Here is a 25,306-nt window from a genome sequence, read left to right on the forward strand (position 1 = left end):
GTGACCGCCCCGGCGCCGGCGGCCCCGGAATCCGCCGAGTGGGAACCGTCGCGGTTGGGCTCCTGGGCGCGCGGGCCGGTGGGCCGGTTGGTGCTGCGTTGGGCTTTCATCGGCGCGATGACCGGGCTGGCGTTTCACCGGAGCTTGGCGGAATTGGCGCGGGCCACCCGGGGCGAGAGCCTCAACGGCTACATCTGGATGCTGTTCGCCGCGTGCGTGCTCGCCGCGGTCGGCATCGCCCGCCGCGAACGTCACGAGTTGCCCATCCACGACCGGCAGACCGACATCATCGCCGGCGCCATGGTCCTGGGGATGGCGCTGCTGATGCACGGCGTACTGCTACCGCGTTACTCGTTGTACTACCCACTGTTGCGGCTGGATCTTGTCGCGTTGTGGCTGTTCGTGCTGGGCAGCGCCATCGTGATGTTCGGACTGCGCCCCATCATCCGCTACGCGTGGGTGTGGGCGATGCCGGCGCTGGTCATGCCACTGCCGTATCACGCATTGGTCGTGCTGTTGGGCAACACCCGGTGGGCCGATGCCGTGGCCGCCGTCCCGATCACCATGTGGGCGGCCTGGATCTGCACCAGACGCACCCCGCGCCGCGGAATGATCGGGGCGGCAGGCGCACTCGTGGTGACCGTCGCCGTCGCGACGGTGATGACGTTGGTGGTACCGACCGCTCCACTGTTCCTGTACCAGACCATTCCGGCGACGACAGCCCTGGTCGGGACAGCAGCAGCCATGTTCATCTACGCCCGGCAGACGGAGTCGGTCCGATTCGTCGAGAGCCGAGTGGAACCGTTGGCCACCCGACAAGCGTGGCTGGCCGTTCCGATGGTAGCTGCGGTGGCCGTGCTGTTGTCGTTCGTCCGTCTGCCCATCGAGATCCGGCCGAGCGAGATGGCGCTGTCGGATGCGTCTTTCGGCCGGCCGTTGGTAGTCCCGGCCGGCTGGCACCAGACGGATGTGCACGAATACCCGAAGGTTGCCGGCCTGTACGGCGACGACAGCCGCTTCATCCGGCAGACGATCGTGGCCGATTCAGGAAATCTGAAGTGGGACAAGCGTTCTGCACCAAGGCGGGTCTGGATCGACGTGGTGTCGACGGATCGGCCGGAGACACTCAACGTCTATCCGAGCCTCACGCTCTATCCGTTGCCGCGAGCCAGGATGAGCGCGCCGCGGATCGTCGATCTCGGCTCAGGTGTGCTGGCTCAGGCGTATTCGATCACCGATGACGGATCCCTGGTCACGTGGAACATCGTGATGTGGACCTGGCGGGCCGGGACCTCGGCCCAGCGGGTGATGGTCTTCGCCGTCGACAACCACGACGACACCGCTCCGGTGCCGGAGCCCGGCCATTCGATTCCCGCGGTACTCAGGTCGATCGTGAATGTGCTGTTCCGGGGCAACGCGGCCGTGACCAACGCCAACGCGCAGTTCAAGGACCTCGAGATGCTGACCGAGGTGTCACGGAAACTGGTTGTCGCTCAACTTGCTTCATCGGCGGGCGCCCGATGAAGACGAAATATGACGGCAGGCCCGTCCTCTCGGTCGACACCGTCACCGAGGAAGAGAAGCAGCGGGCCCTGCACCGGGCCGTCAACGGCCTCCGGGACGACGATCCGGTCCGGTCGGCCTCGGTCGCGGTGCTGGGCTGGCAGAAACGCGCGCTGTGGGTGCTGCTCGGGTTGACGGTGGTCGCCGCGGTCCTGTTTCCCAAGGCGACCGCGGTGACATTCGTCGGGTTGTGCACGGCGGCCTACGTCGTGTCGATGGTCGACCGGATGCTGACCTTCCGGGCCGGACTGGCGTCACGCGCGATCGTGATCCCCGACGAGGTGGCCCGCGCGATTCCCGACGCCGATCTGCCGGACTACACGATTCTGGTGCCGGCCTACAACGAGCCCGAGGTGGTGGCACACCTGGTGGGTTCCATGGCGGCACTGGAGTATCCGCGCGACAAGCTCCAGGTGCTGCTGTTGCTGGAGGCCGACGACGATGTCACCATCGCCGCGGCGAAGGGTTGCGCAGACATCGACTACGTGAGCATTCTGCTGGTGCCGCCGGCCGAACCCAGGACCAAACCCAAGGCGTGCAACTACGGCCTGCAGTTCGCCACCGGTGAGATCGTCACCATCTATGACGCCGAGGATGTTCCGGAGCCGCTCCAATTGCGCAGGGTGGTGGCCGCTTTCGATCAGTTACCCGAGAACACCGCCTGTGTGCAGGCCAAACTGGCCTATTACAACGGCCACCAGAACATGCTGACCGGCTGGTTCACCGCGGAGTACGGGCTGTGGTTCGGCTATCTGCTGCCCGGATTGATGCGGACCAACTCGCCGATTCCGTTGGGCGGCACCTCGAATCACCTGATGCACCGGGTACTGGACACCATCGGCGCCTGGGATCCGCACAATGTCACCGAAGATGCCGACCTGGGCCTGCGGATCGCGGCGTCGGGTTACCAGACCGCTGTCGTGGATTCGGTGACGCTGGAAGAGGCCAACAGCGATCCGATCAACTGGGTGCGGCAGCGGTCGCGATGGCTGAAGGGCTACCTGCAGACCTGGCTGGTGCAGATGCGCCGGCCGGTGAAGCTGTTCCGGACCTTGGGTTTCCGCAATTTCGTCCGGTTCAATGTCGTGCTGTTCGGTACGCCGATCATCGCGGTGCTCAACCTGCTGTTCTGGTTCATCACGGTGCTTTGGTTCCTCGGGCAGCCGGCCGCGATCGAAGCCGTGTTCCCTTGGTACATCTACTTTCCCGCGCTGGTGGCGTTGTCGATCGGCAATATCGCCACCATCTACATGAGCCTGATCTCGCTGCGCGAGGACGACCGGTCGGATCTGTTGTGGCCGGCGCTGACTGTGCCGCTGTTCTGGCTGATGATGAGCGTGGCGGCAGCCAAGGGGGCGTATCAGCTGATCCGCAATCCGTCGTACTGGGAGAAGACCTTCCATGGGTTGACCGATGTTGCGGTTGACGCCGGCAAGGATGCGGCGGTCCCCGAGTGAGCGGCCGGTCGCTGTCGGACAGCCGTGTCCGGTGGTTCGCGTTCGTACTCAGCTTCGCCTGCTACGTGTCGGTCGGGTACTGGCTGCAGGTGCGCCACGGATTCATCATCGGCGACTCCCTCGCGCGAGTGGAAGCTGCGCAGAGTGTGCTGTTCAGTCGTTCTCCGCACGTCGCGGCGATCGGCTTCATCTTCACGCCATTGACCGCGGCACTGCAGATTCCGCTGGTGGCGCTGGGCAATATCTGGCCGCCCATGGCCGAACGCGCGTTCTCGGGCACGCTGATGTCGGCGACGTTCATGGCCGGCGCCGTGGTCCAGATTCTGGGTATCGGCATGGACCGCGGGCTCGCACGCTGGTTCGTCCTGACCGTGGCCGCATTGTTCGCCTTGAACCCGATGATCGTCTTCTACGGCTCCAACGGCATGAGCGAGGCGCCGTTCATCTTCTTCATCGTCTGGGCGACGCGCCGGCTGATCATGTGGATGGTCGACGACGACGTCCACCATCTGATTGCCGCGGGCGGTGTGGCGATGGGACTGGCGTACCTGACCAGATACGACGCTGTCGCCGTGATCGCGGTGGCCGGGTTCCTGGTGGTCGGGACGACCTACCTGCGGGCGCGGAAATCGCCCCGGTTCAAGCGGGCCCTGCTTGACATGATTCTGGTGAGTGGCCCGGGCACGTTGGCGTTCGTCGGCTGGGCGGTGGCGAGCTGGCTGATCACCGGATTGGCGTTCGCGCAGTTCAGTTCGCAGTACGGCAATTCATCGATCCTGGCGCAGGAAGGGGCGGGCTCTGCACCGCCGAAACTCGAGGCGCTGCTGTATTCGCTGACGTCCATCACCTTGCTGTCGGTCACGTTGGGCCCCTTGCTCATCTGGGCGGTCGTGGCGCGTTGGGGCCGGACATACTGGACCATGCTGGTCGCCCCGGTCACCTTGTTCGGCGCTGTGCTGGGCTTCCAGGCCTACACCTTCTCCAAGGGCGCGACGTTTCCGTTTCTGCGGTTCTACATCGCGGCGATCCCGTTCGCCGCGACCATCGCGTTCTTCTGTGTGCGTAACGGGCGGCTGCGGACCCCGGTGCGGCTCGGCAATTATGCGGTGCGGGAAGCGGATCCATCGTTGGCAGCGGGGAAGAAGCGAACGTGGGCGTATGTCCTGTCGGCGTTGTTGTTGGCGGCGAGTCTGCCGGTTGCGGGCTGGGGGATGACCTCGGCGAAATATGCGCCGCAGGAGTACGGGATGGGTGCACTGTTCGCCGGCCCGAATGCGAGCGGCCAACGCAATCTCGACCAGCGCCGATTGGCGGCGACGTTCTCGACCGAGCGCGATATCGCGCGCTATCTGGACCGGATCGACCTGCCCGACGGCTCCATCCTGGCCGATCCGGTGTACGCGTTCGCGATCATCGTGGCATCGCGACATCCCAAACGGTTCGTGGTGCCATCCGATCCCGATTTCGTCGCGATGCTGAATGATCCGACGGCAAATCGGGTGCGTTACATGCTCGCGGTGCCGAACAAGGGCCGGGGCGCCGCCGACGCGCTCAATCAGCGGTATCCCGCGCTCTACGAGACCGGATCCGACGTTGCGACGCTGGAGCTGGAAGTGCCGAACGCCGGTAAGGATCAACCGGTTTGGCGGTTGTACCGGGTCAACGATCCGGTGTCGATCACCGGCTGACCCGTCAGTTGTCGTCCGCGCCGGGCAGCGACCGCTGCCGCGCCTGTGGGGTTCCGACCTGATGGGCCAGCCAGGGGAGTGCCTTCGCGAAAGCGATTCCGGCAGATTCGAAGTCGTGCTCATCCGGATAACCGACCACAGAGCATTCGACGTGGTAGCCGCTGAGGAAGGCGCACAGTTTCTTGGCGTTTGGTTCGCGGTCGTCGTTGTACAGATCCCACGTCTCGATCGAACCGGGATCCGGTGACGTGTCGCCGGCTGCGTGGTGCACCGTGGGGACGTCGCCCGAGACCCCCAGCCAGGCCGACATGTGTTCGTAGCGGCCGTGTTTGGTCACCACGGTCTGCGGGTCGAAAGCCGCCCACGCGGCTGCGTCGCCACCGTACAGCCGGCCGATGGTCTGTGGTTTGGTGCCGGTGTTGGGACCCAACTGGCCGTCGAGTGCGACGAACGCGGTGAACATGTCCGGGTTGCGAACCGCGGTGACCAGGGCGCAGGTACCGCCGGACGACCAACCCACGAGACCCCAGTTGGCGGCCTTGGGGCTGACGTTGAAGTGCGAGATCACAAACGGCACCACATCTTTGGTCAGATGATCGGCAGCGTTCCCGCGCGGCCCGTTGACGCACTCGGTGTCGTTGTCGAACTTGCCGCTGGTGTCCGGAAACACCATGACCGGCGTGGTGCCGTAATGCAGCGCCGCGTAGTCGTCGAGAGTCTTGAGGGCGCCGCCCGATTCCAGCCAGTCGTTGGGGTGACTGAACTCGGCGCCGAGCATCATCACGGTGGGGAGTTGCGGCGGCGGGTTGCTCGCGAACCACGCCGGAGGTAGATACACCAACTCGGTTCGATGATCGAAACCCGATGCGTCACTGGGGATATCGACTTGGACCACCGTGCCGCGGACCGGCTGTTCACCGCTCTTGATCAGGTCGGCCAGTTGCCCCTCATCGATCCACTGCTTGGGTTTGGCGTCGCTCAGGCGGCTCATCGCGACCTTGACGGTGGGGAAGTAGCCAGTTGCGGTATTGAGCGCAGCGAAGCCGCACACCACGGCGAGCAGGACCGAAAGAACCGACACCAGCCGCCGAGCCCACTTGCTACCCCGCCAACCCGCGACGGCGAGCGCCAGTGCGAATCCGGTCATGAAGACCCAGAAGACGGATTGGTAGGACACCGCGTCGACCGACCAGCCCCGATCCTTGACGAACAGGCGCATTCCGGCGGCGAGGCCCAGTCCCGTCAGGACCGCGGCCGGCAGTGCACGTTTCAGCCATTTCTTCGACCGGTGCCGGCCGACCGCGACAGCGATGGCGATGAGCGCCAGCAACTGCAGTGTGATGGGGATCAGACCGTGGGTCAGCGACAGATTCATCACTTCCGGACCCCACAGTCGTCGGGGGCGGGCGCGCCGGCGAACCGGTCACCGATCCAGTCCAGTGCCGCAAGCGGATCGGCCTGCGGACCGGGCCGCTTCTGGATGGCGACGGCGTCGCCCATCTTGCAGGCCGCGTCGAGGGCACGGTCGGTCCACGCCGCGGGGCTCACCGGATCGGCGTCGCTGTAGATGACGAGCATCGGGGCCAGCGCCGGGCCCTGCGGCAAATTGGTCTTCTTCAGATAGGCGCGGAGCGCGGCCAGTGCCTTTTCATCCGCGGGCCGGAGATCCGCCGCGGTGATCTGCGCCGGCACGGCGGGTGCATCGGGCCGGCAGCTGAGCATCGCGTCCCACTGCTGACCGGCGGCACCGCGCCGGTAGTCATCGAGTTCGATGTCGTACTGGTATTCGCGGCCAATGGCTGCCAGATAGCGGATGTAGACGATCTTCTGCGCATCGCTCAGCGTGCCGTTCTGCGCCGCGTCGGCCAGTCCGTTGACCTCGGAGATGGGTGAAATGCTCGCAGAACCAAGGAACTTGAGGTCGCTGCCGTAGCCGTCGGTCAATTCGTTGGCGGCCCACGCGGCCTGCCCGCCTTCGCGGAAACCGAGGGCCACCCATGACGTCGACGTCTGCGGCACCGTGGCATGCGTGGCGCGGACCGCGTCGATGACGTTGTAACCGGCTGTCGCCGAGTCGAGATACGGGTAGTAGTGGTTGTATTCGTCGTCGGTGACGGCCGGTTTACCGAGACCCTGATAGTCGGGCACCGTCACGACGTACCCGGCGCGCAACAGCGCCGCCACCGTGGGCGCCAGGCCGAGCAGGGTGTCCGACTGCGACGGGGCGCACTCTGGCGACAGACCGGTCGTCTGGTGCGCCAGCGCGACGATGGGGTAGCCGCCGGCAGGCGGATTGCTCTTGGGTACGAAGATGGACGTCGAGACGTGAGTGCCACCGTCGTTGACGCCCGAACGGGAGACATGGGTGACCACGCTCATCGACGCGGCCGCATCACGTACTGCCGGCACCACATCCGTCAACGGGACCGACGACGGGTCATCGGTCGACGTGGCCGAAGGGGTCGGCCGGCTCGCATTCTGGGACGCTCCGCCGCAGCCGGTGAGCGCGACGATCATCGCCGAAGACAGCGCCAAAGCCCGCAGCATCAACAGGTCCCTCCCCGGTCCGTTCACCGATAGTAGAGCCGCCCCGATGGCTGATTCGGGGCAATTGCGAGAACAGATTTCGGGCTTGGGGGCACCCGCCGAACCGGTGCCCCCACCTTGTTTCAACTCAGTCCCGCGCGAATGCGCCGGCGGCTTCCTTGTCGAGGTCGACGTACGACTTGCCGCTGACGTCGACGGCGACCACGTTGATGGTGCCCCCGGTGAATCGGCCGGGGTTCTGGTAGAGGTTCGACACATTGTCACCGCTGTCGAAGCCCACACACAGGCCGTCGCCGGCCAGGGTGAACCTACCGATCTGTGCTCGCATCGGCCCCTGAGCGACGACGCGGCCGTCGACGTAAAGCTTTGTGGTACCGACCGATTCGCCGTGTGTGCCGCTGGTCTCCCGGATGAACTCCATACCGAGGTTGTGCTTGCCGGGCGTCAGCGGCGGTGAGCTGAACACCTGCTCGGGCGGAATCCCGAGGAAGTTGTACACGTAGAACAGCTTGTTGTCCTTGATGAACAGGGCATGCCCGCCGAACCTCGAACCGTGCGCGAAGATCACTCCCTGGGCCCGCGGCGTCAGGTCGACGTTGGAGTCGATCTTGTACGACTTGCCTCGGATGTTGACCGCAACCGACTCGGGCACCGGTGAGGCGTCGGGGTAGTACAGGTACTGGTCGCGCGACGGCTCGAACTGCGGGCGCGGGGTGCTGGTGAGCTCGACCGGCGTCCGGTCATCCAGCGGCAGCACGAAGTTCTTCTTGGCTTCGCTGAACCAGGCGTCCTGCAGCTCTTTGAGCTTCTCCGGGTGCTGGTCGGCGAGATCCGTTGATTCGGAGCGGTCTTCGTCGACGTGGAACAGCTCCCACTTGTCCTGGTCGAAGTGGCCCTTGCCGCTCAACGGAACATGAAGGGCGGCAGCCTTCCAGCCGTCCTGCCAGATCCCGCGGGTGCCCAGCATCGCGTAGTACTGGTTCTTCTTCTTTGAGGCGTCCGCCGGCTTGGCGTCGAAGGTGTACTTCATCGACACTCCGGTCAGCGGGAACTGGGGCACACCACGATAGGTGTCGGGCATCTGCAGCCCGATCACGTCGAGGATCGTGGGCACGATGTCGGTGACGTGGTGGTACTGGTGGCGCACCTCGCCCTTCGCCTTGATGCCCTTGGGCCAGTGGATGACCAGTGGGTCGCAGGTGCCGCCGGAGAACTGGGAGTAGCGCTTGAACATCTGGAACGGGGTCGAGAACGCGACCGCCCAGCCGGTCGGATAATGGTTGTAGGTGGCGGGCGTGCCCAGGCTGTCGATCATCTTCATGTTCTCGGCCAGGTCATCGGGGTAGTTGTTGAAAAACTTGTTCTCGTTGACCGACCCGTTGGGTGAACCCTCGCCCGATGCGCCGTTGTCCGCGCAGTAGAAGATCAGCGTGTTGTCCATCTGGCCGGTCTGCTCGAGGTATTCCACGATGCGGCCGACCTGGGCGTCGGTGTACTCGGAGAACCCGGCGAACACCTCGGCCATCCGGGAGAACAGCTTCTTCTCGTCGGGACTCAGGGTGTTCCACGGCCGCACCTCGTCTGCTGCCATCGAGACGTCTTTCGGCAGCGGATTTATGGGCGTCAGCTTGGTGTCTTTGGGCATGATGCCCTTGTCTTTCATGCGCTGCAGCACCCACTCGCGGTAGGCCTCGTAGCCGTCGTCGAACTGCCCCTTGTACTTCGCCGCATACTCGGTCGGGCTGTGGTGCGGCGCGTGGTTGGCACCGGGGCAGAACCACATGTACCAAGGCTTGGACGGGTTGGTTGCGCGCTGGTCTCGCAGCATCCGAAGTGCTTGGTCGGCAAGGTCTTTGGACAGATGGTAGCCCTGCTCCGGTGAATACGGTTGTTCGATGTAGCGGTTGTCCTCGACCAGATCCGGGTACCACTGGTTGGTCTCGCCGCCGATGTATCCGTAGAACCGGTCGAACCCTTTCTGCACCGGCCACTGCGACTTGCTGCCGCCGCTGGCCAGGTCTTCTTCGGGGACGTTGTGGTCCTTGCCCACCCAGAAGGTGCTGTAGCCGTTCTCCTGCAGAATCTGGCCGATCGTGGCGCACTCATCAGGCAGTCGGCCCGAAGCGCCGGGGAAACCGATAGTGGCCTCGGCGATGTTCGCGAAGTTGTTCACGTGGTGGTTGCGGCCGGTGAGCATGCAGGAGCGGGTAGGTGAGCACAGTGCGGTGGTGTGCCACTGCGAATAGATCAGGCCGTTGTCGGCCAACTTCTGCATCGTCGGCATGTTGATCCGTCCGCCGTACGGGGACCACGAGGCCAACCCGGTGTCGTCGTAGAGCACGACCAGTACATTGGGCGCGCCGTCAGGCGCGTGCTTGAGCTCCCAGGGCCCCCAGTCGGGCTTCGAATCCCGGATGTCGAGTTTGACTTCGCCGTGGAAATCCTTCATCACATCGTTGGCGGCGGCGCTGCCGTCACCCTCGCTCGCCGTACCACTCTTGTCGTTGTCACACCCCGCGATGATCGACGACCCCGCGGCGACGCCGGCCGCGGCGGCCAGCCCACCGATCATCGAGCGTCGGGACAGCTTCGGGCCGGTGGATTCGGGAGCGGGCTCGGACGGTGAGATATCGGATGCCATGGCGCCATTATTGAAAAGATCTGCATTGTTCGCAGCCATTCTGACGATCGGCGCTCGTAATTCGGCGCGTCGGATTTCCTCACGGGCCAACGGGTTTTCGTGACCAAGAGCAATTTCAGCGAATTCGGCGAAGCGACAAAAAATGGTCGAGCAATCGCCATCACCCTTTTCGGGTGAGATAGATCGGCATTCTTGTATCCGGTATTTTTGGGCGGTGGCGGCGGACGGAACTTCTGCGATGCGGCCGGTGCCCTGGTATCTCGCCACGATCCCGGTCGCCCGGCCGGACATGCTGTCGCGCCGGTCGATCAGTCGGTTGCTGGATGCGGAATGCGAGCGCAAACGGGCGATCGTCGTCGCAGCGCCGTCGGGTTACGGCAAGACCGTGGCGTTGTCGCAATGGGCCGCGCAACGGGCGGCGAACAAACCGGGCTCGGTTGCCTGGCTGACGCTGACAGTGCGCGTCGCCAACCGTGACGATGTGCTGCGCGGTCTGCTGACCGCGATGGGCAACAGCGCGCGTGCGGCCGGCGATGACGGGCTGGGGCGGCAGATTGCCGAGGTGGCCGAGGTGCTGCAGACGTCGTCGTACCCGTCCGCGGTGGCGGCATTGATGGAGATAGACCCACTCGGGCCGTTGACGGTGGTCATCGACGACTTTCAGCAGGCGCGCGCGGCCTGGCGCGAAGCCGACGTCCTCGAGCTGATCGAGCTGGGGCCGCCGTGGCTCAGTTTCGTCCTGGCGACCACGGATTCGGTCGGACCTGAATGGTCGCGTCTTCGGGTGCATGACCACGTCGCGGTGATCGGGGCCAATGACCTCGCATTCACTCATGACGACATCGCTGCGCTGGCACGTCGATCGGGCGTCCCGGTGGAAGCTGTTGGCGTCGAGGATATTTCGGCAGCCACTGGCGGATGGCCGGCGGCCGTCAGGTTGATGCTGGTGTCGGGTAGTGCGCCGTTGTCGGCCTCCTTCGCCGACCTCACCGAGTACCTCGAAACCGCCGTGCTCTCGCGGTTGCGGCCCGAGCTCGCCGACTTCGTGCTCAGCGTTACGGTCTGTGCACGGCTCGACGAACGACTCGCTGTCGCGTTGTCCGGACGGGCAGACGCGGTGTCGTTGTTGCGAGAGTGCGTGGGCTCCGGACTGTTCGTGGAACAGTTCGGTGCAGGGGAGAGCGCCTTCTACCAATGGCACGCGATCTTCGTCCGGCACTGCCGCGAAATTCTCCGCCGCACCCGGCCCGGTGAGTGGCAGCGCCTGAACCGGATCGCCGCTGTCGAGCTGGCCGCCACGTACCCGTTGGAGGCGGTCGAGTGCGCGATCCGCAGCGACGATCCCCATGCCGGGTTCGAGATCATCGCCGACCACTGGCTGGAATTGCTGCTGCAGTCTCGGTCGGAGGCGCTGGATGACGCCTGTGCGCGCCTGAGTCAGGCTTTCGGCGAGAAACCCGAAGTCCTCATGGTCCGCGCCTCATGCCGGGCGATGGCAGGCGACAGTGTCACGGCGGCTTTGCTTTTCGACCGCGCCAGGTCTGCGGTAACCGCCGACGCCGATCCGCGTCGCTTGGAGTTCATCGCGGACCTGTGCACGATCCTGGTAGCTGACGATCGTGACGCGATGGCCGCCGCCGCGGCCCGTGCGGAGGCGGTACTGGCGGACCACGACGTGGTGGCGCCGCGGGCATACGCGTGCGCGCTCTTCGTCATCGGCTGGGCCGACTCGAGATTGCGCCGAGGGCCTTCGCGCGGTTCGGCGTATCTGGAGTCTGCCGTTCACGAATGCACGGTGCTGGGGCTGACAGAGGTGGCCCACCGGGCCCGACAGAACCTGGCATTCGCCGCGGCACACGCGGGAGAGTTCGACAGGGCCCTCGACGCACTCCGGTCCGCCCAGGCGGTCGCCGACCCGTCACCCGAGCTGTGGCTGGCGCACGACGGCGACGGCATCGAGCGCTTCACCGCCGGCTGGATCAGCCTTTGGCGTGGCGAGATGGACGTTGCCGTCGACTACCTCGTTTCGGTGAGTGCGACTGTGGGCGTGGGGTATCCGGACACCGGACGGATGATGCTCGCGTTCGCCGCTGCGACGCTCGGCGTGGAAAACGTCCTGGAAGTCGCGGAAGCCACCGTCCGCCGGATGCCGGACCTCGACACCCACGGGGTGCCGTGGAACAGTTACAAGACCGCCAGCCGGGCCCGCTTGGCGGAGGCCCGTGGCCGCCGTCAGGAGGCGCTCGAGGGTGCCGCCAGTATCGTTGGCCGCGAACATGTTCCGATGATCTCTGCGGTGCTGTCCGGGATGTGCCGTCGGCTTGCCGCCCCGGACCTGGCGGACCGGTTGGCGCGCCAGGCGCTGGCGGTCGAGGCGCCCGTCAACGTCGAGGTCTACGCGCTCCTGACGCTGGCCTTGCTCGACTGGCAGCAGGGCCGCGCCGCCGCCGCACATCGGGGCTTGGAGACCGTGCTCGGTCTGGCGCGCGAGGAGCAGGTGCGGTACCAGTTCGTCGACAACACGGACCGGGTCAGCCGGGAGTTGCTTGCGGCGCACCTGCCGACCACCGCGTATCAAGAGTTCCTGGCCGAAGCCCTGGTGCTGGTCGAGCGGCCCAAGGCGGCGTCATCGGCATCGGCACTGACTCCGCGCGAGCTCGAGGTGCTGGCGCACTTGCGCACCGCGATGACATCACAGGAGATCGCCGACCGGATGGGGGTCTCGCTGAACACGCTGAAAACCCACCAACGGTCGATCTACCGCAAGCTTGCCGTGGCCAATCGACGCGAGGCGATCAGGGCAGTCCGTCCCTGAACTCACCACCGGGTGCGTGACCGTCAATATCCGGGGCGCAGCCCAGCTCCCGGGTGTAATCTCCGGGCAAATCGCCGGGATCGGCGGGCACTGACCGGGACGAGGCGTCATGGCAACTGAATTCCAGGGCAAGATCGAACTCGACATCCGCGACTCGGAGCCCGACTGGGCACCCTATGCGGCACCGGTCGCACCGGCGGGCGCGCCCAACGTGCTGTACCTGGTGTGGGACGACACCGGTATCGCCACCTGGGACTGTTTCGGCGGCCTCGTCGACATGCCGGCCATGCGCCGCATCGCCGACAAGGGGGTGCGGCTGTCGCAGTTCCACACCACCGCGTTGTGCTCGCCGACACGGGCGTCGCTGCTCACCGGCCGCAACGCCACCTCGGTGGGCATGGCGACCATCGAGGAGTTCACCGACGGCTTCCCGAACTGCCACGGCCGCATACCTTTTGAGACCGCGCTGCTGTCCGAGGTGCTGGCCGAGAAAGGCTGGAACACCTACTGCGTCGGCAAGTGGCATCTGACACCGTTGGAGGAGTCGAACCTCGCATCCACCAAACGGCACTGGCCGCTGTCACGGGGCTTCGAACGCTTCTACGGCTTCATGGGCGGCGAGACCGACCAGTGGTACCCGGAGCTGGTGTACGACAACCACCCCGTCGCCCCGCCGGCCACCCCCGAAGAGGGCTACCACCTGTCAAAAGACCTGGCGGACAAGACCATCGAGTTCATCCGCGACGCCAAGGTCATCGCGCCGGACAAGCCCTGGTTCTCCTACGTCTGCCCGGGCGCCGGGCACGCACCGCACCACGTGTTCAAGGAGTGGGCCGACAAGTACGCCGGCAGGTTCGACATGGGCTACGAGGTCTACCGCGACCTGGTGCTGGAGAACCAGAAGCGCCTCGGCATCGTGCCGCCCGACACCGAACTCTCGCCGATGAATCCGTATCTGGACGTCAAGGGGCCCAACGGTGAGCCATGGCCGCTGCAGGACACGGTGCGGCCGTGGGACGGGCTGAGCGACGACGAGAAGAAGCTGTTCGCCCGCATGGCCGAGGTGTTCGCCGGCTTCCTGTCGTACACCGACGCGCAGATCGGCCGGATTCTCGACTATCTGGAGGAGTCCGGGCAGCTCGACAACACGCTGATCGTCGTCATCGCGGACAACGGGGCCAGCGGTGAAGGCGGCCCGAACGGCTCGGTCAACGAGAACAAATTCTTCAACGGCTACATCGACACCGTCGAAGAGAGCATGCGGTACTTCGACACGCTGGGCTCGCCGGACACCTACAACCACTATCCGATCGGCTGGGCGATGGCGTTCAACACGCCCTACAAGCTGTTCAAGCGTTACGCCTCTCATGAAGGTGGCATCGCCGACACCGCAATCATCAGCTGGCCCAACGGAATCGCCGCACACGGCGAGGTTCGCGACAACTACGTCAACGTCGCCGACATCACCCCGACGGTCTACGACCTGTTGGGCATCGCGCCGCCGACCGAGGTGCGGGGGGTGCCGCAGCGGCCGCTGGAAGGTGTGAGTTTCAAAGCGGCCCTGGCAGACTCGGCGGCCGACACCGGTAAGACGACGCAGTTCTACGCGATGCTCGGCACGCGTGGCATCTGGCACGACGGCTGGTTCGCCAACACCGTGCACGCTGCGACGCCGTCGGGGTGGTCGCACTTCGACAAGGATCGCTGGGAGCTGTTCCACATCGAAGCCGACCGCAGTCAGTGCCATGACCTCGCCGCGGAGAATCCGGCGAAACTCGCTGAAATGCAAGAACTCTGGTTCGCCGAGGCCGCCAAGTACAACGGCCTGCCGCTGGCCGACCTCAATGTGTTCGAGACGCTGTTGCGCGACCGCCCCTACCTGATGCGGGACCGGCAGACCTTCACCTACTACCCGGATACCGCCGAGGTGGGTATCGGTGCCGCCGTCGAACTGCGGGGTCAGTCGTTCTCGGTGCTGGCCGAGGTCGACGTCGAATCGGCCGCTGCCGCCGGGGTGCTCTTCAAGCAGGGCGCCGGTCACGGTGGACATGTGCTGTTCGTCCAGGATGGCCGGCTTCAGTACGTCTACAACTTCATGGGCGAGGACGAACAATGGGTGTCCGCGCTCGATCCATTGCCCTTGGGGCGGCACGTTTTCGGCGTCCACTACGACCGAACCGGCACTGTCGAAGGCAGTCACACGCCGCTCGGCACCGTCGAACTGCGCATCGACGATGCGGTGGTGGCGGCCCGCCCCGACGTCCGCGCGCACCCTGGCACTTTCGGGCTCGCCGGTGGCGGTGTCGCGGTCGGGCGCAATGCGGGCCAGCCGGTGTCGAACCGCTACCGGGCCCCGTATCCCTTCGTCGGCGGCACCATCGCCAAAGTCGTCGTCGACATCTCCGGTACGCCGTATCTTGACGTCGAACAGGAGCTGGCCAAGGCGTTCTGCAAGGACTAGGGGACTGCGATGAGCGGAACGAACATGCGGTGCGCCGTCGGGTTGTCGGCGGCGCTGCTGCTGGCAGCCTGCGGTGGCAAGGCCGGCGAGAAGCCGTCCGATACAACGAAATCCGGCGGCACCACGACGACGGCCGCAAGTTCGCCGGCGGCGTCCGCCACTTCGACGTCGGCGTCCGGGTCGAAGATGCCCGACCTGCCTGCCTACGGCGTGGTCGAGACGACGAAACGGCCGGTCTCGGCGGGCGATCAGGTCTGTGACCCGCCGGGCCCGCCCGCCCAGACCATGACCGCGGCCACCGGAGCCCCCGGCGCACCGACCGTCGTCGTCGCGGTGCCCGACGGATTCAGCCCGGGGGCACCTGCTTCCGGTGACGTCGCGCTGAACCTGACCGGCCCCGACGGCCTGACCGGCACCGTGAAGATCAGCCCGACACCGCTCGATGCCGCGGCCGCGTTCCAGCAGTACGCCGATGCGCGCATCGCGGGCCACGAGTTCAACAGCGTCAGCATCCTGCCCGACGAATTGTGCGGTTACAGCGGACAGAAGCTGATGGGCGTCCTCGCCGACAAGCCCGGCGCCGGCAGCGATTACGCGGACCGCATCGTGCACGTGTGGACCAACAACGGGGACTACCTCGTTGCGCTGCAGTTGCAGGGACCCGCCGGCTCGAAAGGGCTGGACGCGGCCAAGCCGGTCCTGCTGGGGGACTTCGGTATTCGGCTGGGCTGAGCGGCGCTCATCATTCGGGATTGGTCAAGCGGGCCAACACGATTCCGCCGACGATCATCGACAACGCCACCGCACGACCGGCGTTGAGTGGGTCCTTGTGGACCAGCACCCCGATGGCGATGGCCCCGACGGCGCCGATGCCGGTGAAAACCGCATAGGCGGTGCCGACCGGCAGGGTCCGCATCGCCAAGGACAACAGATACACCGACAACGCGCCGACCAGAACGCAGACGATGGTCGGCAGCAGGCGGGTGAACCCGTCGGTCGGTTTGATGCTCTGGGACCAGGCGATCTCCACACCGCCGGCCAAAGCGAGGATGAGCCAGCTCATTTCGCGTACTCCGCGGCCAACACGCGTGCAGTGCCCAGCGCGGCCGTCAGGGAGGCGTCGTGCCCGGCCCGGAACTGGGCGAGCGTGGGATCGACGCGGGAGTTGGCCAGTTCGGCGTTGATGAACACGGTGTCGGTGACGGCGAAATGCCCGGCGAAGAAGTCACGCAGGAACCTCTCCTGATAGTCGAAGGCCGCCTTGGGTGAGCCCGGCGAGTAAGCGCCGCCCCTGGCGGTGGCGACCACGAATCGGCGCGGCGCCAACGACATTCGCGGAAACGTCACCTGGTCCAGCCAGGCCTTCAGGGCGGCCGGAATCGAGTAGTTGTACATGGGTGTGCCGATCAGCACGACGTCGGCAGACCGCAATTCGGCCAGCAATGGCTCGACGACGGCCCAGGCCGCGGTTTGGGCAGGGGTGCGTGCCAAACCAGCCAGCTCGTCGAGGTCGGTGACGCCGGCAGCCAGTGCCGCATCGCAGATCTCGGTCCAGCCGGCGTCGATGAACGGCACCGGATCGGTCGCCACGTCGCGGTAGCGGTAGGTGCCGTCGGGCGCCGCAGTGCGCCAGGCCTGCGCGAACTCGGCGCTGAGCTGCCTGCTGATCGATGGGTTCCGGGCGCTGGCGTCCAGGTGAAGCAACGTGGTCATGGCCATCCTCTCAGAAGTGGACATTGTGTCCGGATAGATGATGCAACTAACTGGACGATGTGTCCACTTATTCCCTGAGTGGGTTATTGTGCGGTGGTGGACATCGGTCGTGACCTGCTCGGCGACGACGCGGGCAATGCGGGCGGCGGCGCGGAGCGCGCCGACGCCGCGCGCAACCGCGCCCGGATTCTGGCCGCGGCCGCGGAGGTCTTCGCCGGTCGTGACCCACGCAGCGTCACGATGGAACACATCGCCACCGCGGCCGGTGTCGGGCGCGGCACGCTGTATCGGCGCTACCCGAACACCGCGGCCATCGCCGTCGCACTGCTCGACGAACATGAGCGCGCCCTGCAGCGTCAACTGATCTCGGGAGCGCCGCCGCTCGGGCCGGGAGCCGCACCGGCCGAACGGCTTTCGGCGTTCTATACCGCCATGGTCGACCTTCTCGACCAGCACGTGGATCTCGCGCTCGGCGCCGAGGTCGGTGGCGCCCGCTACCGCACGGGGGCCTACGGTTTCTGGGCCGCGCACGTACGCGCCCTGCTGGTGCAGGCTGACGTGCCCGAGCCGGACGCGCTGGTGGACGTTCTGTTGGCGCCGTTGGCCGCCGAGAACTTCCTGCATCAACGCGAACGCGGCCTGTCCGTCGCGCAGATCAGTGGCGCGCTGACGCGGCTGGCGCACGCGATCCTCGGCTGACCTCCTTCTGGTTTTCCCTGGCAAAGAGATTCAGCGCGAGCAGATCCCTGTGCAGTCGGCGCGGCGCCCGCAACGATGAGCCCACATCGGGTGACGGGAGAGGCGTGATGACTGAGACCGAGGTGACGCAGAGCTGGGTGAGCCGCGTCGGGACTGATTGGTGGGCAACGATTTTGGGTCTGGCCGTGACCGCGCTCGCGGTGGCCGGCGTCCTGCCGAAGATCGGCTGGTGACGCGATGACCGTCGAAGCGGCTGATACCGCCGACCACATCGAATCGGGCGACCACACCGAATCCACGGGCGCCCGTCGGTTCCTCGACTACATCCCGGGCCTGCTGCTCCTCGTGGCGGTGGGCCTGGCCGGCAAATACGCCCAGATCGGCTGGCTGGCGCTGGCCAAGCACCAGCACTGGCGGGTGCCCGACATCGAATACGTGCTGTGGGCCATCGTCTTCGGGTTGATCATCACCAATACCGTTGGCCTGCACCGGATTTTCCGCCCTGGTGTCGCCACGTACGAATTCTGGCTGAAGATCGGCATCGTCCTGCTGGGTGCACGGTTCGTCCTCGGCGACGTCCTCAAGCTCGGCGCCACCAGCCTGGTGCAGATCCTCATCGACATGACCGTCGCCGGCGCCATCATCATCGCCGCGGCCCGGTGGTTCGGCCTGTCCGGCAAGCTCGGCTCGCTGCTGGCCATCGGGACATCGATCTGCGGGGTGTCGGCGATCATCGCGGCCAAGGGCGCCATCCGGGCCCGCAACTCCGACGTCAGCTACGCGATCGCGTCGATCCTGGCGCTCGGTGCCGTCGCGCTGTTCGTACTGCCGCCGCTGGGCCACGCCATCGGGCTGACCGACCACGAGTTCGGGTTGTGGGCCGGTCTCGCCGTCGACAACACCGCCGAGACCACCGCCACCGGCTACCTCTTCTCCGACGAGGCCGGCAAGACCGCCGTCCTGGTGAAGTCGGTCCGCAACGCGCTGATCGGATTCGTCGTCCTCGGCTTCGCGATCTACTGGGCCGCCAGGGGAGAGGCCGACGTCGTCGCGCCGGGCCTCAAGGCCAAGGCCGCGTTCGTCTGGCAGAAGTTCCCGAAGTTCGTGCTCGGCTTCCTGGCGGTCTCGGCCGTCGTCACCGCGGGGCTGTTGAGCAAGGGGCAGATCGCGAACCTCGCCGCAGTCTCCAAGTGGGCCTTCCTGCTGACCTTCGCCGGCGTCGGCCTCTCCACCGACTTCCGGCAGATCGCGCGCACCGGCTGGCGCCCGCTCGTCGTCGCGGTGATCGGCCTGGTCGTGGTGGCGACGGTGTCACTGGCACTGGTGCTGCTGACGTCGCGCGTTCTGGGCTGGGGCATCGGGGGCTGACACCGGGCTGTCCGAGACCGACGTGATGGTCGCTGCCGCACTGGCAGCGACCATCACGTCCATCTGGCTGCTGGTGAACTGACCGCGGACGGTCGTCGCGCGCGAGCGTGCCCGAAATGCGCGCCTGGGGCGGTGTGTCGGTGTGCAAACACGGACGCTCGCGGGGATTTGAGCAGCGATTTGGAGCGTTATGGCTGCTCGCCTACTATGTAGGGGTTGCCCAGGGCAGACCCCGGTCACACGCCGACTCTGCGTGCCCTTGGACAACAAGACCGCGCACGCCCAGGTCGGTATCTGGCGTGCATACAAACCCCAGGTCAGGAGATCGAGTGATTCAGCAGGAATCGCGACTCAAGGTCGCCGACAACACGGGCGCAAAGGAAATCCTTTGCATCCGCGTGCTCGGTGGCTCGTCGCGGCGCTACGCCGGCATCGGCGACATCATCGTGGCGACCGTCAAGGACGCCATCCCCGGCGGCAACGTCAAGCGTGGTGACGTGGTCAAGGCCGTCGTCGTGCGCACCGTCAAGGAGCGCCGCCGGCCGGACGGCAGCTACATCAAGTTCGACGAGAACGCCGCCGTCATCATCAAGAACGACAATGACCCCCGCGGTACCCGCATCTTCGGGCCGGTCGGTCGCGAACTGCGCGAGAAGAAGTTCATGAAGATCGTCTCGCTGGCCCCGGAGGTTTTGTGATGAAGGTGCACAAGGGCGACACCGTGCTGGTCATCGCCGGCAAGGACAAGGGTGCCAAGGGCAAGGTCATCGAGGCCTACCCGACCCGCAACAAGGTGCTCGTTGAGGGCGTCAACCGGATCAAGAAGCACACCGCGCAGTCTCAGAACGAGCGTGGTGCATCGTCGGGTGGCATCGTCACCCAGGAGGCGCCGATCCACGTTTCGAACGTGATGGTGGTCGACTCCGACGGTAACGCGACCCGCATCGGCTACCGCGTCGATGAGGAGAGCGGCAAGAAGGTCCGTATCTCCAAGCGCAATGGCAAGGACATCTGAGATGACCACTGTGGAAAACACTCAGCCCCGGCTGAAGACGCGTTACCGCGAAGAGATCCGCGACGCGCTCAACAACGAATTCAATTACGCCAACGTCATGCAGATCCCCGGCGTGGTCAAGGTTGTCGTCAACATGGGTGTCGGTGACGCCGCCCGCGACGCCAAGCTGATCAACGGCGCGGTCAACGACCTGACGCTGATCACCGGTCAGAAGCCGGAAATCCGCAAGGCCCGCAAGTCCATCGCGCAGTTCAAGCTGCGTGAGGGCATGCCGATCGGCTGCCGCGTCACCCTGCGTGGCGACCGCATGTGGGAGTTCCTGGACCGCCTGATCTCCATCGCACTGCCCCGTATCCGCGACTTCCGTGGTCTGTCGGCCAAGCAGTTCGACGGCAGCGGCAACTACACCTTCGGCCTCAACGAGCAGTCGATGTTCCACGAGATCGACGTCGACTCGATCGACCGCCCCCGCGGCATGGACATCACGGTCGTCACCTCGGCCACCACTGACGACGAAGGCCGTGCGTTGCTGCGGGCCCTGGGCTTCCCGTTCAAGGAGAACTGACAATGGCAAAGAAGGCTCTGGTCAACAAGGCCAACAAGAAGCCGAAGTTCGCGGTGCGTGGCTACACCCGCTGCAACAAGTGCGGTCGCCCGCACTCGGTGTTCCGCAAGTTCGGCCTGTGCCGAATCTGCCTGCGGGAGATGGCCCACGCCGGCGAGCTGCCCGGCGTGCAGAAGTCCAGCTGGTGACTCTGCCCGTCTCATGACGCTGTAGAAAGCCGCCCCGGTCCTCGTGACCGGGGCGGCTTTTCCGTTCGCGCAGCGGTGCGCATCGGTAGCGGCTCGTCGAGCGTGCACACAGATCGTCCAGAACGGCGGATCCACGCGCTCTTTGCACATTCGTGGCGATGTGTGGCGAGGCGACTTCGCGAGCGCGCACAGAGATCGTCAAAAGTGCCGTTCGGGCGATCTGTCTGCACATTCGTGGACGCCAAACCCTTGAGTAGCACGGATTTGGCCCTGAGCTGCGCATTGTCTACACTGGGCAGGTTGCCATGGGCGTTTTCGTCCGATGGCCGATCGGTATGTGCCTTCTGAAACTGGATTGTACTACTGATGCACGACCCCTGACCGACCTCGGTCAGATATGGGAAAACACTTCGTAGCAGGCCCACGATGTGACGTGCCGAGCCACCGCAAGGTGGGACCGACACGGGCGTGATGCATGGGAACCGCAGCGAGAAAGGTTGATCAACGCTGTCATGACAATGACGGATCCGATCGCAGACTTCTTGACACGTCTGCGCAACGCCAACTCGGCGTACCACGACGAGGTGACCCTGCCCCACTCGAAGATCAAGGCGAACATCGCCGAGATCCTCAAGAAGGAGGGTTACATCACCGACTACCGCACCGAGGACGCCCGCGTGGGCAAGAGCCTCGTTGTTTCCCTCAAGTACGGCCCGAGCCGCGAGCGCAGCATCGCCGGCCTCCGCCGGGTGTCCAAGCCCGGTCTGCGGGTGTACGCGAAATCCACCAACCTGCCGCGGGTTCTGGGTGGCCTGGGCGTGGCGATCATCTCCACGTCCTCCGGCCTGCTCACCGACCGCCAGGCAGCTCGACAGGGCGTGGGCGGCGAAGTCCTCGCTTACGTCTGGTAGGGGGCAGAGAACATGTCGCGTATTGGAAAGCAGCCGGTTGTCATTCCGGCCGGCGTCGATGTGACCATCGACGGCCAGAACATCGCCGTGAAGGGCCCCAAGGGCACCCTGGCACTCGATGTTGCCGAGCCCATCGAGGTGTCGCGCAACGACGAAGGTGCCGTCGTGGTCACCCGTCCGAACGACGAGCGTCGTAACCGCTCGCTGCACGGACTGTCCCGCACCCTGATCGCCAACCTGGTGACCGGTGTGACGCAGGGCTACACCACCAAGATGGAAATCTTCGGCGTCGGTTACCGCGTGCAGGCCAAGGGCTCGAACCTGGAGTTCGCGCTCGGCTACAGCCACCCGGTGCTGATCGAGGCCCCCGAGGGCATCACGTTCGCAGTCGAGACCCCGACGAAGTTCTCGGTGTCCGGCATCGACAAGCAGAAAGTCGGCCAGATCTCGGCAGTCATCCGCCGCCTGCGTCGCCCCGACCCGTACAAGGGCAAGGGCATTCGCTACGAGGGTGAGCAGATCCGCCGCAAGGTCGGAAAGACAGGTAAGTAGCAATGGCCAACACTGAGACTGACAAGCGTAAGCCGTTGGGCCAGAACATCTCTGAGACCCGTCGGGTGGCGCGTCTGCGTCGTCACGCCCGTCTGCGCAAGAAGGTCGCCGGCACCGCCGAGCGTCCGCGTCTGATGGTCAACCGCTCCTCGCGGCACATCCACGTCCAGGTGATCGACGACCTGACCGGCACCACGCTGGCCGCCGCGTCGTCCATCGAGGCCGACGTGCGTGCCGTCGACGGTGACAAGAAGGCCGTCAGCACCCGCGTGGGTCAGCTGATCGCCGAGCGTGCCAAGGCTGCCGGCATCTCCGAGGTCGTCTTCGACCGCGGTGGCTACAGCTACGGCGGCCGGATCGCCGCGCTCGCCGACGCCGCTCGTGAAAGCGGGTTGACGTTCTAATGACTTACTTGAAGATGACCGGAAGGACTGCATGATGGCCGACCAGGCTGGCGCCGGTTCGGCGCAGGACAACCGTGGTGGCCGCGGCGACCGTGACGGCCGGGGCCGTCGCGACGACCGTGGTGGCCGTGGCCGTGGCGATGACCGCGGTGAGAAGAGCAACTACATCGAGCGCGTTGTCACCATCAACCGCGTTTCGAAGGTGGTCAAGGGTGGTCGGCGCTTCAGCTTCACCGCGCTGGTGATCGTCGGTGACGGCCACGGCATGGTGGGCGTCGGCTACGGCAAGGCCAAGGAAGTTCCGGCCGCCATCGCCAAGGGTGTCGAGGAGGCTCGCAAGGGCTTCTTCCGCGTCCCGCTGATCGGTGGCACCATCGTGCACCCGGTTCAGGGCGAGGCCGCTGCCGGTGTCGTGATGCTGCGCCCAGCCAGCCCGGGTACCGGTGTGATCGCCGGTGGTGCGGCTCGCGCGGTGCTGGAATGCGCCGGCGTGCACGACATCCTGGCCAAGTCGCTGGGCAGCGACAACGCGATCAACGTGGTGCACGCCACCGTTGCCGCGCTGAAGCAGCTGCAGCGTCCGGAGGAAGTGGCGGCCCGTCGTGGCCTGCCCATCGAAGATGTTGCGCCGGCCGGCATGCTGCGGGCCCGGCGTGAGGCAGAAGCGCTCGCCGCCTCGGCAGCGCGTGAAGGATCGGCATAATCATGGCTGAACTGAAGATCACCCAGGTGCGCGGCACCGTGGGTGCCCGGTGGAAGCAGCGCGAGAGCCTGCGGACGCTGGGATTGCGCAAGATCCGCCAGTCCGTCGTTCGCGAGGACAACGCGCAGACCCGTGGTCTGCTCGCGGTGGTCAACCACCTCGTCACGGTTGAGGAGGCGTAAATGAGCGTCATCAAGCTGCACGACCTCAAGCCGGCCGCGGGGTCCAAGAAGGCCAAGACCCGCGTCGGTCGTGGTGAGGGCTCCAAGGGTAAGACCGCTGGTCGTGGTACCAAGGGCACCAAGGCCCGCAAGAACGTCCCCGTGACGTTCGAGGGTGGCCAGATGCCGATCCACATGCGTCTGCCGAAGCTCAAGGGCTTCCGCAACCGCTTCCGCACGGAGTACGCGGTGGTGAACGTCGGCGACCTCGCCAAGGCGTTCCCGCAGGGCGGCACCGTCGGTGTGGACGAGCTGGTGGCCGCTGGCCTGGTTCGCAAGAACACCCTGGTCAAGGTGCTCGGCGACGGCAAGCTGGCCGTCAAGGTCGACGTCACCGCCAACAAGTTCAGCGGTAGCGCCCGTGAGGCGATCACCGCTGCCGGTGGTAGCGCGACCGAGCTGTAAGAGCTCTACGAGAAGGGCCTCCGCTTCGGCGGGGGCCCTTCTTTTTTGCGTTGACCCTGTGCTGAGGGCGGGCCTCACTCGCACTTCTGCGCCCTGTTTTCAGGGTCAACGGTCAGTTCTGTGGGCGGGCGCCGAGGACGTCGCGGAAGAGGGCTTGGCGCACCGCGAGCTCGCGGGGATCGCTGACCAGATGGAACCCCAGCCGGTTCATGACGTAGCCGAACCCGACGCCGGTGTCCGGGTCGGCGAAGCCGAACGAACCACCGAATCCCGGAGTGCCGAACGCCTTTCCCGAAGAGCCGAAGGCGAACGTCGGGATGGGCTTGCAGAAGCCGAGTGCGTAGGCGATCTCGGCGTGCATCACCTTGTCGCGCGTGCCGCCTGACGGATTGCGGGGCGGTGCGATCAACGCATCGAAAGTCTCTGGGGTGAAACCTATTTCGCTCCCACCTGTCGCCGCGGCGCCGTAGAGGGCGGCCAGGGCGCGGGCCGTCCCGGTGCCGTTGGCCGACGGGATCTCGACGCGGCGCACCTTGTCGGTGTTGTAGTCGCCGGCATACGGGTCGATGTCGGCGGGAATCGCGGCGGTCCTGGCGAGCAAACCGCGCGGGTTGAGGCTGCCGATCAGGAACCCGGCCGGCATGACGTCGAGGTGCCGCAAGGACTCGTATCGCTGCCAATGGTGCAGTGTGGCGATCCGGTTGCGGTCGACCGAGTCCGGCAGGCCGATGTACAGGTCGAGGCCCGACGGCCCGGTGATCTCCTCGGCGAGATAACGCCCGAGCGTGCGGCCGTCGGTGCGACGGATCAGCTCGGACTCGTACCAGCCGATGGTGATGGCGTGGTAGCCGTGCCGGGTGCCGGGCTTCCATGCGGGTTTCTGCGCCGCGAGGATGGCGGAGAGCCGCACCGGGTCGGCGATGTCGGACAGCAGGGGATTGGGCGTCAGCACGCACAGCCCGGCCTGGTGCGCCAGCAGCTGCCGGACAGTGACGTCGCCTTTGTCCTGCGCGGCGAACTCGGGCCAGTACGTGCTGACGCGCTCGTCGTAGTCGAAGAGTCCTTTCGACACCGCGTGCGCAACGGCAAGGGCGGCAACCCCTTTCGTCGACGAGAACATGTTGACCATGGTGTCGGCCTGCCACGGCGCCCTACTGATGCCGTCGCGGTAGCCGCCCCACATGTCGACGACCTTGCGGCCGTCGCGGTAGACGCACAGCGCGGCACCGACCTCACCGCCGGCCGCGAAATTGGCCCGGAACGCGTCGGCGACCTTGCCGTAGCCGTCGTCGGCATCGCCGCGGACCAGATCGGGGGAGACGGACACCTTGAGCACCATGGGTCGATCTTCTCCCGCGAGCAGACGTAAAACTGTCGAATTCAGCGCCGG

25 protein-coding genes are annotated in these 25,306 nt (G+C 65.8%); 19 read left to right on the plus strand and 6 right to left on the minus strand.

The window, feature by feature from the left end; translation table 11 throughout:
- From ACJH6J_RS05010 to ACJH6J_RS05020, 3 genes are read left to right on the plus strand one after another with little or no spacing between them, the layout of a single operon-like run.
- Positions 1-1,524 (plus strand): hypothetical protein, encoded by a 1,524-nt coding sequence (locus ACJH6J_RS05010; RefSeq protein ID WP_226519490.1) that lies wholly within the window; start codon positions 1-3, stop codon positions 1,522-1,524.
- Complete coding sequence (locus tag ACJH6J_RS05015; RefSeq protein WP_226519489.1) at positions 1,521-3,020, plus strand: glycosyltransferase; 1,500 nt, start codon at positions 1,521-1,523, stop codon at positions 3,018-3,020. Before ACJH6J_RS05010 ends, ACJH6J_RS05015 begins: the two co-directional genes overlap by 4 nt.
- Positions 3,017-4,708 carry a glycosyltransferase family 39 protein gene (locus ACJH6J_RS05020; RefSeq protein ID WP_226519488.1) on the plus strand — a complete coding sequence of 564 codons (1,692 nt, stop codon included), beginning with the start codon at positions 3,017-3,019 and terminating at the stop codon, positions 4,706-4,708. The genes ACJH6J_RS05015 and ACJH6J_RS05020 overlap by 4 nt, the downstream gene beginning before the upstream one ends.
- A gap of 4 nt (positions 4,709-4,712) precedes the next feature.
- Here the strand turns inward: ACJH6J_RS05020 and ACJH6J_RS05025 are convergent, their stop codons facing one another.
- The 3 genes from ACJH6J_RS05025 to ACJH6J_RS05035 form a co-directional block, all read right to left on the minus strand.
- Entirely contained in the window at positions 4,713-6,083 is a 1,371-nt protein-coding gene (locus ACJH6J_RS05025; RefSeq protein ID WP_406803613.1) for an alpha/beta hydrolase, read from the minus strand.
- Entirely contained in the window at positions 6,083-7,255 is a 1,173-nt protein-coding gene (locus tag ACJH6J_RS05030; RefSeq protein ID WP_226519487.1) for a lipase family protein, read from the minus strand. The genes ACJH6J_RS05025 and ACJH6J_RS05030 overlap by 1 nt, the downstream gene beginning before the upstream one ends.
- Positions 7,256-7,382: 127 nt before the next feature.
- Positions 7,383-9,896 (minus strand): arylsulfatase, encoded by a 2,514-nt coding sequence (locus ACJH6J_RS05035; protein WP_226519486.1) that lies wholly within the window; start codon positions 9,894-9,896, stop codon positions 7,383-7,385.
- Between the two features lie 214 nt (positions 9,897-10,110).
- On the opposite strand from ACJH6J_RS05035, the gene ACJH6J_RS05040 reads away from it, so the two are divergent.
- From ACJH6J_RS05040 to ACJH6J_RS05050, 3 genes are all read left to right on the plus strand, one after another.
- Positions 10,111-12,711 carry a LuxR C-terminal-related transcriptional regulator gene (locus ACJH6J_RS05040; RefSeq protein WP_226519485.1) on the plus strand — a complete coding sequence of 867 codons (2,601 nt, stop codon included), beginning with the start codon at positions 10,111-10,113 and terminating at the stop codon, positions 12,709-12,711.
- 109 nt (positions 12,712-12,820) lie between these two features.
- On the plus strand, positions 12,821-15,172 hold the full coding sequence (locus ACJH6J_RS05045; protein ID WP_226519484.1) for an arylsulfatase: 2,352 nt from the start codon (positions 12,821-12,823) through the stop codon (positions 15,170-15,172).
- A 9-nt stretch (positions 15,173-15,181) separates the two neighbouring features.
- The gene (locus ACJH6J_RS05050; protein ID WP_226519483.1) at positions 15,182-15,904 is read left to right on the plus strand and encodes a hypothetical protein; all 723 of its coding nucleotides are present in this window, start codon (positions 15,182-15,184) and stop codon (positions 15,902-15,904) included.
- A gap of 10 nt (positions 15,905-15,914) precedes the next feature.
- On the opposite strand, the gene ACJH6J_RS05055 is transcribed toward ACJH6J_RS05050, so the two are convergent.
- Both ACJH6J_RS05055 and ACJH6J_RS05060 read right to left on the minus strand, forming a co-directional pair.
- On the minus strand, positions 15,915-16,235 hold the full coding sequence (locus ACJH6J_RS05055) for a multidrug efflux SMR transporter (RefSeq protein ID WP_226519482.1): 321 nt from the start codon (positions 16,233-16,235) through the stop codon (positions 15,915-15,917).
- Complete coding sequence (locus tag ACJH6J_RS05060) at positions 16,232-16,885, minus strand: FMN-dependent NADH-azoreductase (protein WP_226519481.1); 654 nt, start codon at positions 16,883-16,885, stop codon at positions 16,232-16,234. Before ACJH6J_RS05060 ends, ACJH6J_RS05055 begins: the two co-directional genes overlap by 4 nt.
- A 96-nt stretch (positions 16,886-16,981) precedes the next feature.
- Here ACJH6J_RS05060 and ACJH6J_RS05065 point away from each other — a divergent pair, with 96 nt between their 5' ends.
- The 13 genes from ACJH6J_RS05065 (at position 16,982) to rplO (ending at position 23,916) form a co-directional block, all read left to right on the plus strand.
- The gene (locus ACJH6J_RS05065) at positions 16,982-17,584 is read left to right on the plus strand and encodes a TetR/AcrR family transcriptional regulator (RefSeq protein WP_226519480.1); all 603 of its coding nucleotides are present in this window, start codon (positions 16,982-16,984) and stop codon (positions 17,582-17,584) included.
- A gap of 107 nt (positions 17,585-17,691) precedes the next feature.
- Positions 17,692-17,817: a hypothetical protein gene (locus ACJH6J_RS05070; RefSeq protein WP_020101418.1), complete on the plus strand. Its 126-nt coding sequence runs from the start codon at positions 17,692-17,694 to the stop codon at positions 17,815-17,817.
- A gap of 4 nt (positions 17,818-17,821) precedes the next feature.
- A complete protein-coding gene (locus ACJH6J_RS05075) occupies positions 17,822-18,952 on the plus strand; it encodes a YeiH family protein (protein ID WP_226519479.1) in 1,131 nt (376 codons plus the stop codon).
- A gap of 329 nt (positions 18,953-19,281) precedes the next feature.
- A complete protein-coding gene (rplN, locus tag ACJH6J_RS05080) occupies positions 19,282-19,650 on the plus strand; it encodes a 50S ribosomal protein L14 (RefSeq protein ID WP_020101420.1) in 369 nt (122 codons plus the stop codon).
- Positions 19,650-19,967, plus strand: coding sequence for a 50S ribosomal protein L24 (rplX, locus tag ACJH6J_RS05085; protein ID WP_020101421.1), 318 nt, complete (start codon positions 19,650-19,652; stop codon positions 19,965-19,967). The genes rplN and rplX overlap by 1 nt, the downstream gene beginning before the upstream one ends.
- A 1-nt stretch (position 19,968) precedes the next feature.
- Positions 19,969-20,532 (plus strand): 50S ribosomal protein L5, encoded by a 564-nt coding sequence (gene rplE, locus ACJH6J_RS05090; RefSeq protein ID WP_020101422.1) that lies wholly within the window; start codon positions 19,969-19,971, stop codon positions 20,530-20,532.
- A 2-nt stretch (positions 20,533-20,534) separates the two neighbouring features.
- The gene (locus tag ACJH6J_RS05095) at positions 20,535-20,720 is read left to right on the plus strand and encodes a type Z 30S ribosomal protein S14 (protein ID WP_005197641.1); all 186 of its coding nucleotides are present in this window, start codon (positions 20,535-20,537) and stop codon (positions 20,718-20,720) included.
- A 512-nt stretch (positions 20,721-21,232) separates the two neighbouring features.
- Complete coding sequence (gene rpsH, locus ACJH6J_RS05100; protein ID WP_020101424.1) at positions 21,233-21,631, plus strand: 30S ribosomal protein S8; 399 nt, start codon at positions 21,233-21,235, stop codon at positions 21,629-21,631.
- A gap of 12 nt (positions 21,632-21,643) precedes the next feature.
- On the plus strand, positions 21,644-22,183 hold the full coding sequence (gene rplF / locus ACJH6J_RS05105) for a 50S ribosomal protein L6 (protein ID WP_226519478.1): 540 nt from the start codon (positions 21,644-21,646) through the stop codon (positions 22,181-22,183).
- Positions 22,184-22,185: 2 nt separating this feature from the next.
- On the plus strand, positions 22,186-22,587 hold the full coding sequence (gene rplR / locus ACJH6J_RS05110) for a 50S ribosomal protein L18 (RefSeq protein ID WP_020101426.1): 402 nt from the start codon (positions 22,186-22,188) through the stop codon (positions 22,585-22,587).
- Positions 22,588-22,621: 34 nt separating this feature from the next.
- Positions 22,622-23,290, plus strand: coding sequence for a 30S ribosomal protein S5 (rpsE, locus tag ACJH6J_RS05115; protein WP_029105211.1), 669 nt, complete (start codon positions 22,622-22,624; stop codon positions 23,288-23,290).
- Between the two features lie 2 nt (positions 23,291-23,292).
- Positions 23,293-23,472 (plus strand): 50S ribosomal protein L30, encoded by a 180-nt coding sequence (rpmD, locus tag ACJH6J_RS05120; RefSeq protein ID WP_020101428.1) that lies wholly within the window; start codon positions 23,293-23,295, stop codon positions 23,470-23,472.
- The gene (gene rplO / locus ACJH6J_RS05125) at positions 23,473-23,916 is read left to right on the plus strand and encodes a 50S ribosomal protein L15 (RefSeq protein ID WP_020101429.1); all 444 of its coding nucleotides are present in this window, start codon (positions 23,473-23,475) and stop codon (positions 23,914-23,916) included.
- Positions 23,917-24,028: 112 nt separating this feature from the next.
- Here rplO and ACJH6J_RS05130 read toward each other — a convergent pair whose 3' ends face one another.
- Positions 24,029-25,255 (minus strand): serine hydrolase domain-containing protein, encoded by a 1,227-nt coding sequence (locus tag ACJH6J_RS05130; protein WP_406803614.1) that lies wholly within the window; start codon positions 25,253-25,255, stop codon positions 24,029-24,031.
- Positions 25,256-25,306 lie beyond the last annotated feature (51 nt).

It is taken from the genome of Mycobacterium sp. SMC-18 (genome assembly GCF_045310895.1).
In the GTDB taxonomy this organism is placed as follows: domain Bacteria; phylum Actinomycetota; class Actinomycetes; order Mycobacteriales; family Mycobacteriaceae; genus Mycobacterium.

Excerpts from the sequence above, each read along its gene's own strand:
- ACJH6J_RS05015 (WP_226519489.1), top strand. The coding sequence starts at position 1,521 with ATGAAGACGAAATATGACGGCAGGCCCGTCCTCTCGGTCGACACCGTC.
- ACJH6J_RS05025 (WP_406803613.1), bottom strand. The coding sequence starts at position 6,083 with ATGAATCTGTCGCTGACCCACGGTCTGATCCCCATCACACTGCAGTTG.
- ACJH6J_RS05030 (WP_226519487.1), bottom strand. The coding sequence starts at position 7,255 with ATGCTGCGGGCTTTGGCGCTGTCTTCGGCGATGATCGTCGCGCTCACC.
- ACJH6J_RS05035 (WP_226519486.1), bottom strand. The coding sequence starts at position 9,896 with ATGGCATCCGATATCTCACCGTCCGAGCCCGCTCCCGAATCCACCGGC.
- ACJH6J_RS05045 (WP_226519484.1), top strand. The coding sequence starts at position 12,821 with ATGGCAACTGAATTCCAGGGCAAGATCGAACTCGACATCCGCGACTCG.
- ACJH6J_RS05050 (WP_226519483.1), top strand. The coding sequence starts at position 15,182 with ATGAGCGGAACGAACATGCGGTGCGCCGTCGGGTTGTCGGCGGCGCTG.
- ACJH6J_RS05055 (WP_226519482.1), bottom strand. The coding sequence starts at position 16,235 with ATGAGCTGGCTCATCCTCGCTTTGGCCGGCGGTGTGGAGATCGCCTGG.
- ACJH6J_RS05060 (WP_226519481.1), bottom strand. The coding sequence starts at position 16,885 with ATGACCACGTTGCTTCACCTGGACGCCAGCGCCCGGAACCCATCGATC.
- ACJH6J_RS05070 (WP_020101418.1), top strand. The coding sequence starts at position 17,692 with ATGACTGAGACCGAGGTGACGCAGAGCTGGGTGAGCCGCGTCGGGACT.
- ACJH6J_RS05075 (WP_226519479.1), top strand. The coding sequence starts at position 17,822 with ATGACCGTCGAAGCGGCTGATACCGCCGACCACATCGAATCGGGCGAC.
- rplX (WP_020101421.1), top strand. The coding sequence starts at position 19,650 with ATGAAGGTGCACAAGGGCGACACCGTGCTGGTCATCGCCGGCAAGGAC.
- rplE (WP_020101422.1), top strand. The coding sequence starts at position 19,969 with ATGACCACTGTGGAAAACACTCAGCCCCGGCTGAAGACGCGTTACCGC.
- ACJH6J_RS05095 (WP_005197641.1), top strand. The coding sequence starts at position 20,535 with ATGGCAAAGAAGGCTCTGGTCAACAAGGCCAACAAGAAGCCGAAGTTC.
- rpsH (WP_020101424.1), top strand. The coding sequence starts at position 21,233 with ATGACAATGACGGATCCGATCGCAGACTTCTTGACACGTCTGCGCAAC.
- rplF (WP_226519478.1), top strand. The coding sequence starts at position 21,644 with ATGTCGCGTATTGGAAAGCAGCCGGTTGTCATTCCGGCCGGCGTCGAT.
- rplR (WP_020101426.1), top strand. The coding sequence starts at position 22,186 with ATGGCCAACACTGAGACTGACAAGCGTAAGCCGTTGGGCCAGAACATC.
- rpsE (WP_029105211.1), top strand. The coding sequence starts at position 22,622 with ATGGCCGACCAGGCTGGCGCCGGTTCGGCGCAGGACAACCGTGGTGGC.
- rpmD (WP_020101428.1), top strand. The coding sequence starts at position 23,293 with ATGGCTGAACTGAAGATCACCCAGGTGCGCGGCACCGTGGGTGCCCGG.
- rplO (WP_020101429.1), top strand. The coding sequence starts at position 23,473 with ATGAGCGTCATCAAGCTGCACGACCTCAAGCCGGCCGCGGGGTCCAAG.
- ACJH6J_RS05130 (WP_406803614.1), bottom strand. The coding sequence starts at position 25,255 with ATGGTGCTCAAGGTGTCCGTCTCCCCCGATCTGGTCCGCGGCGATGCC.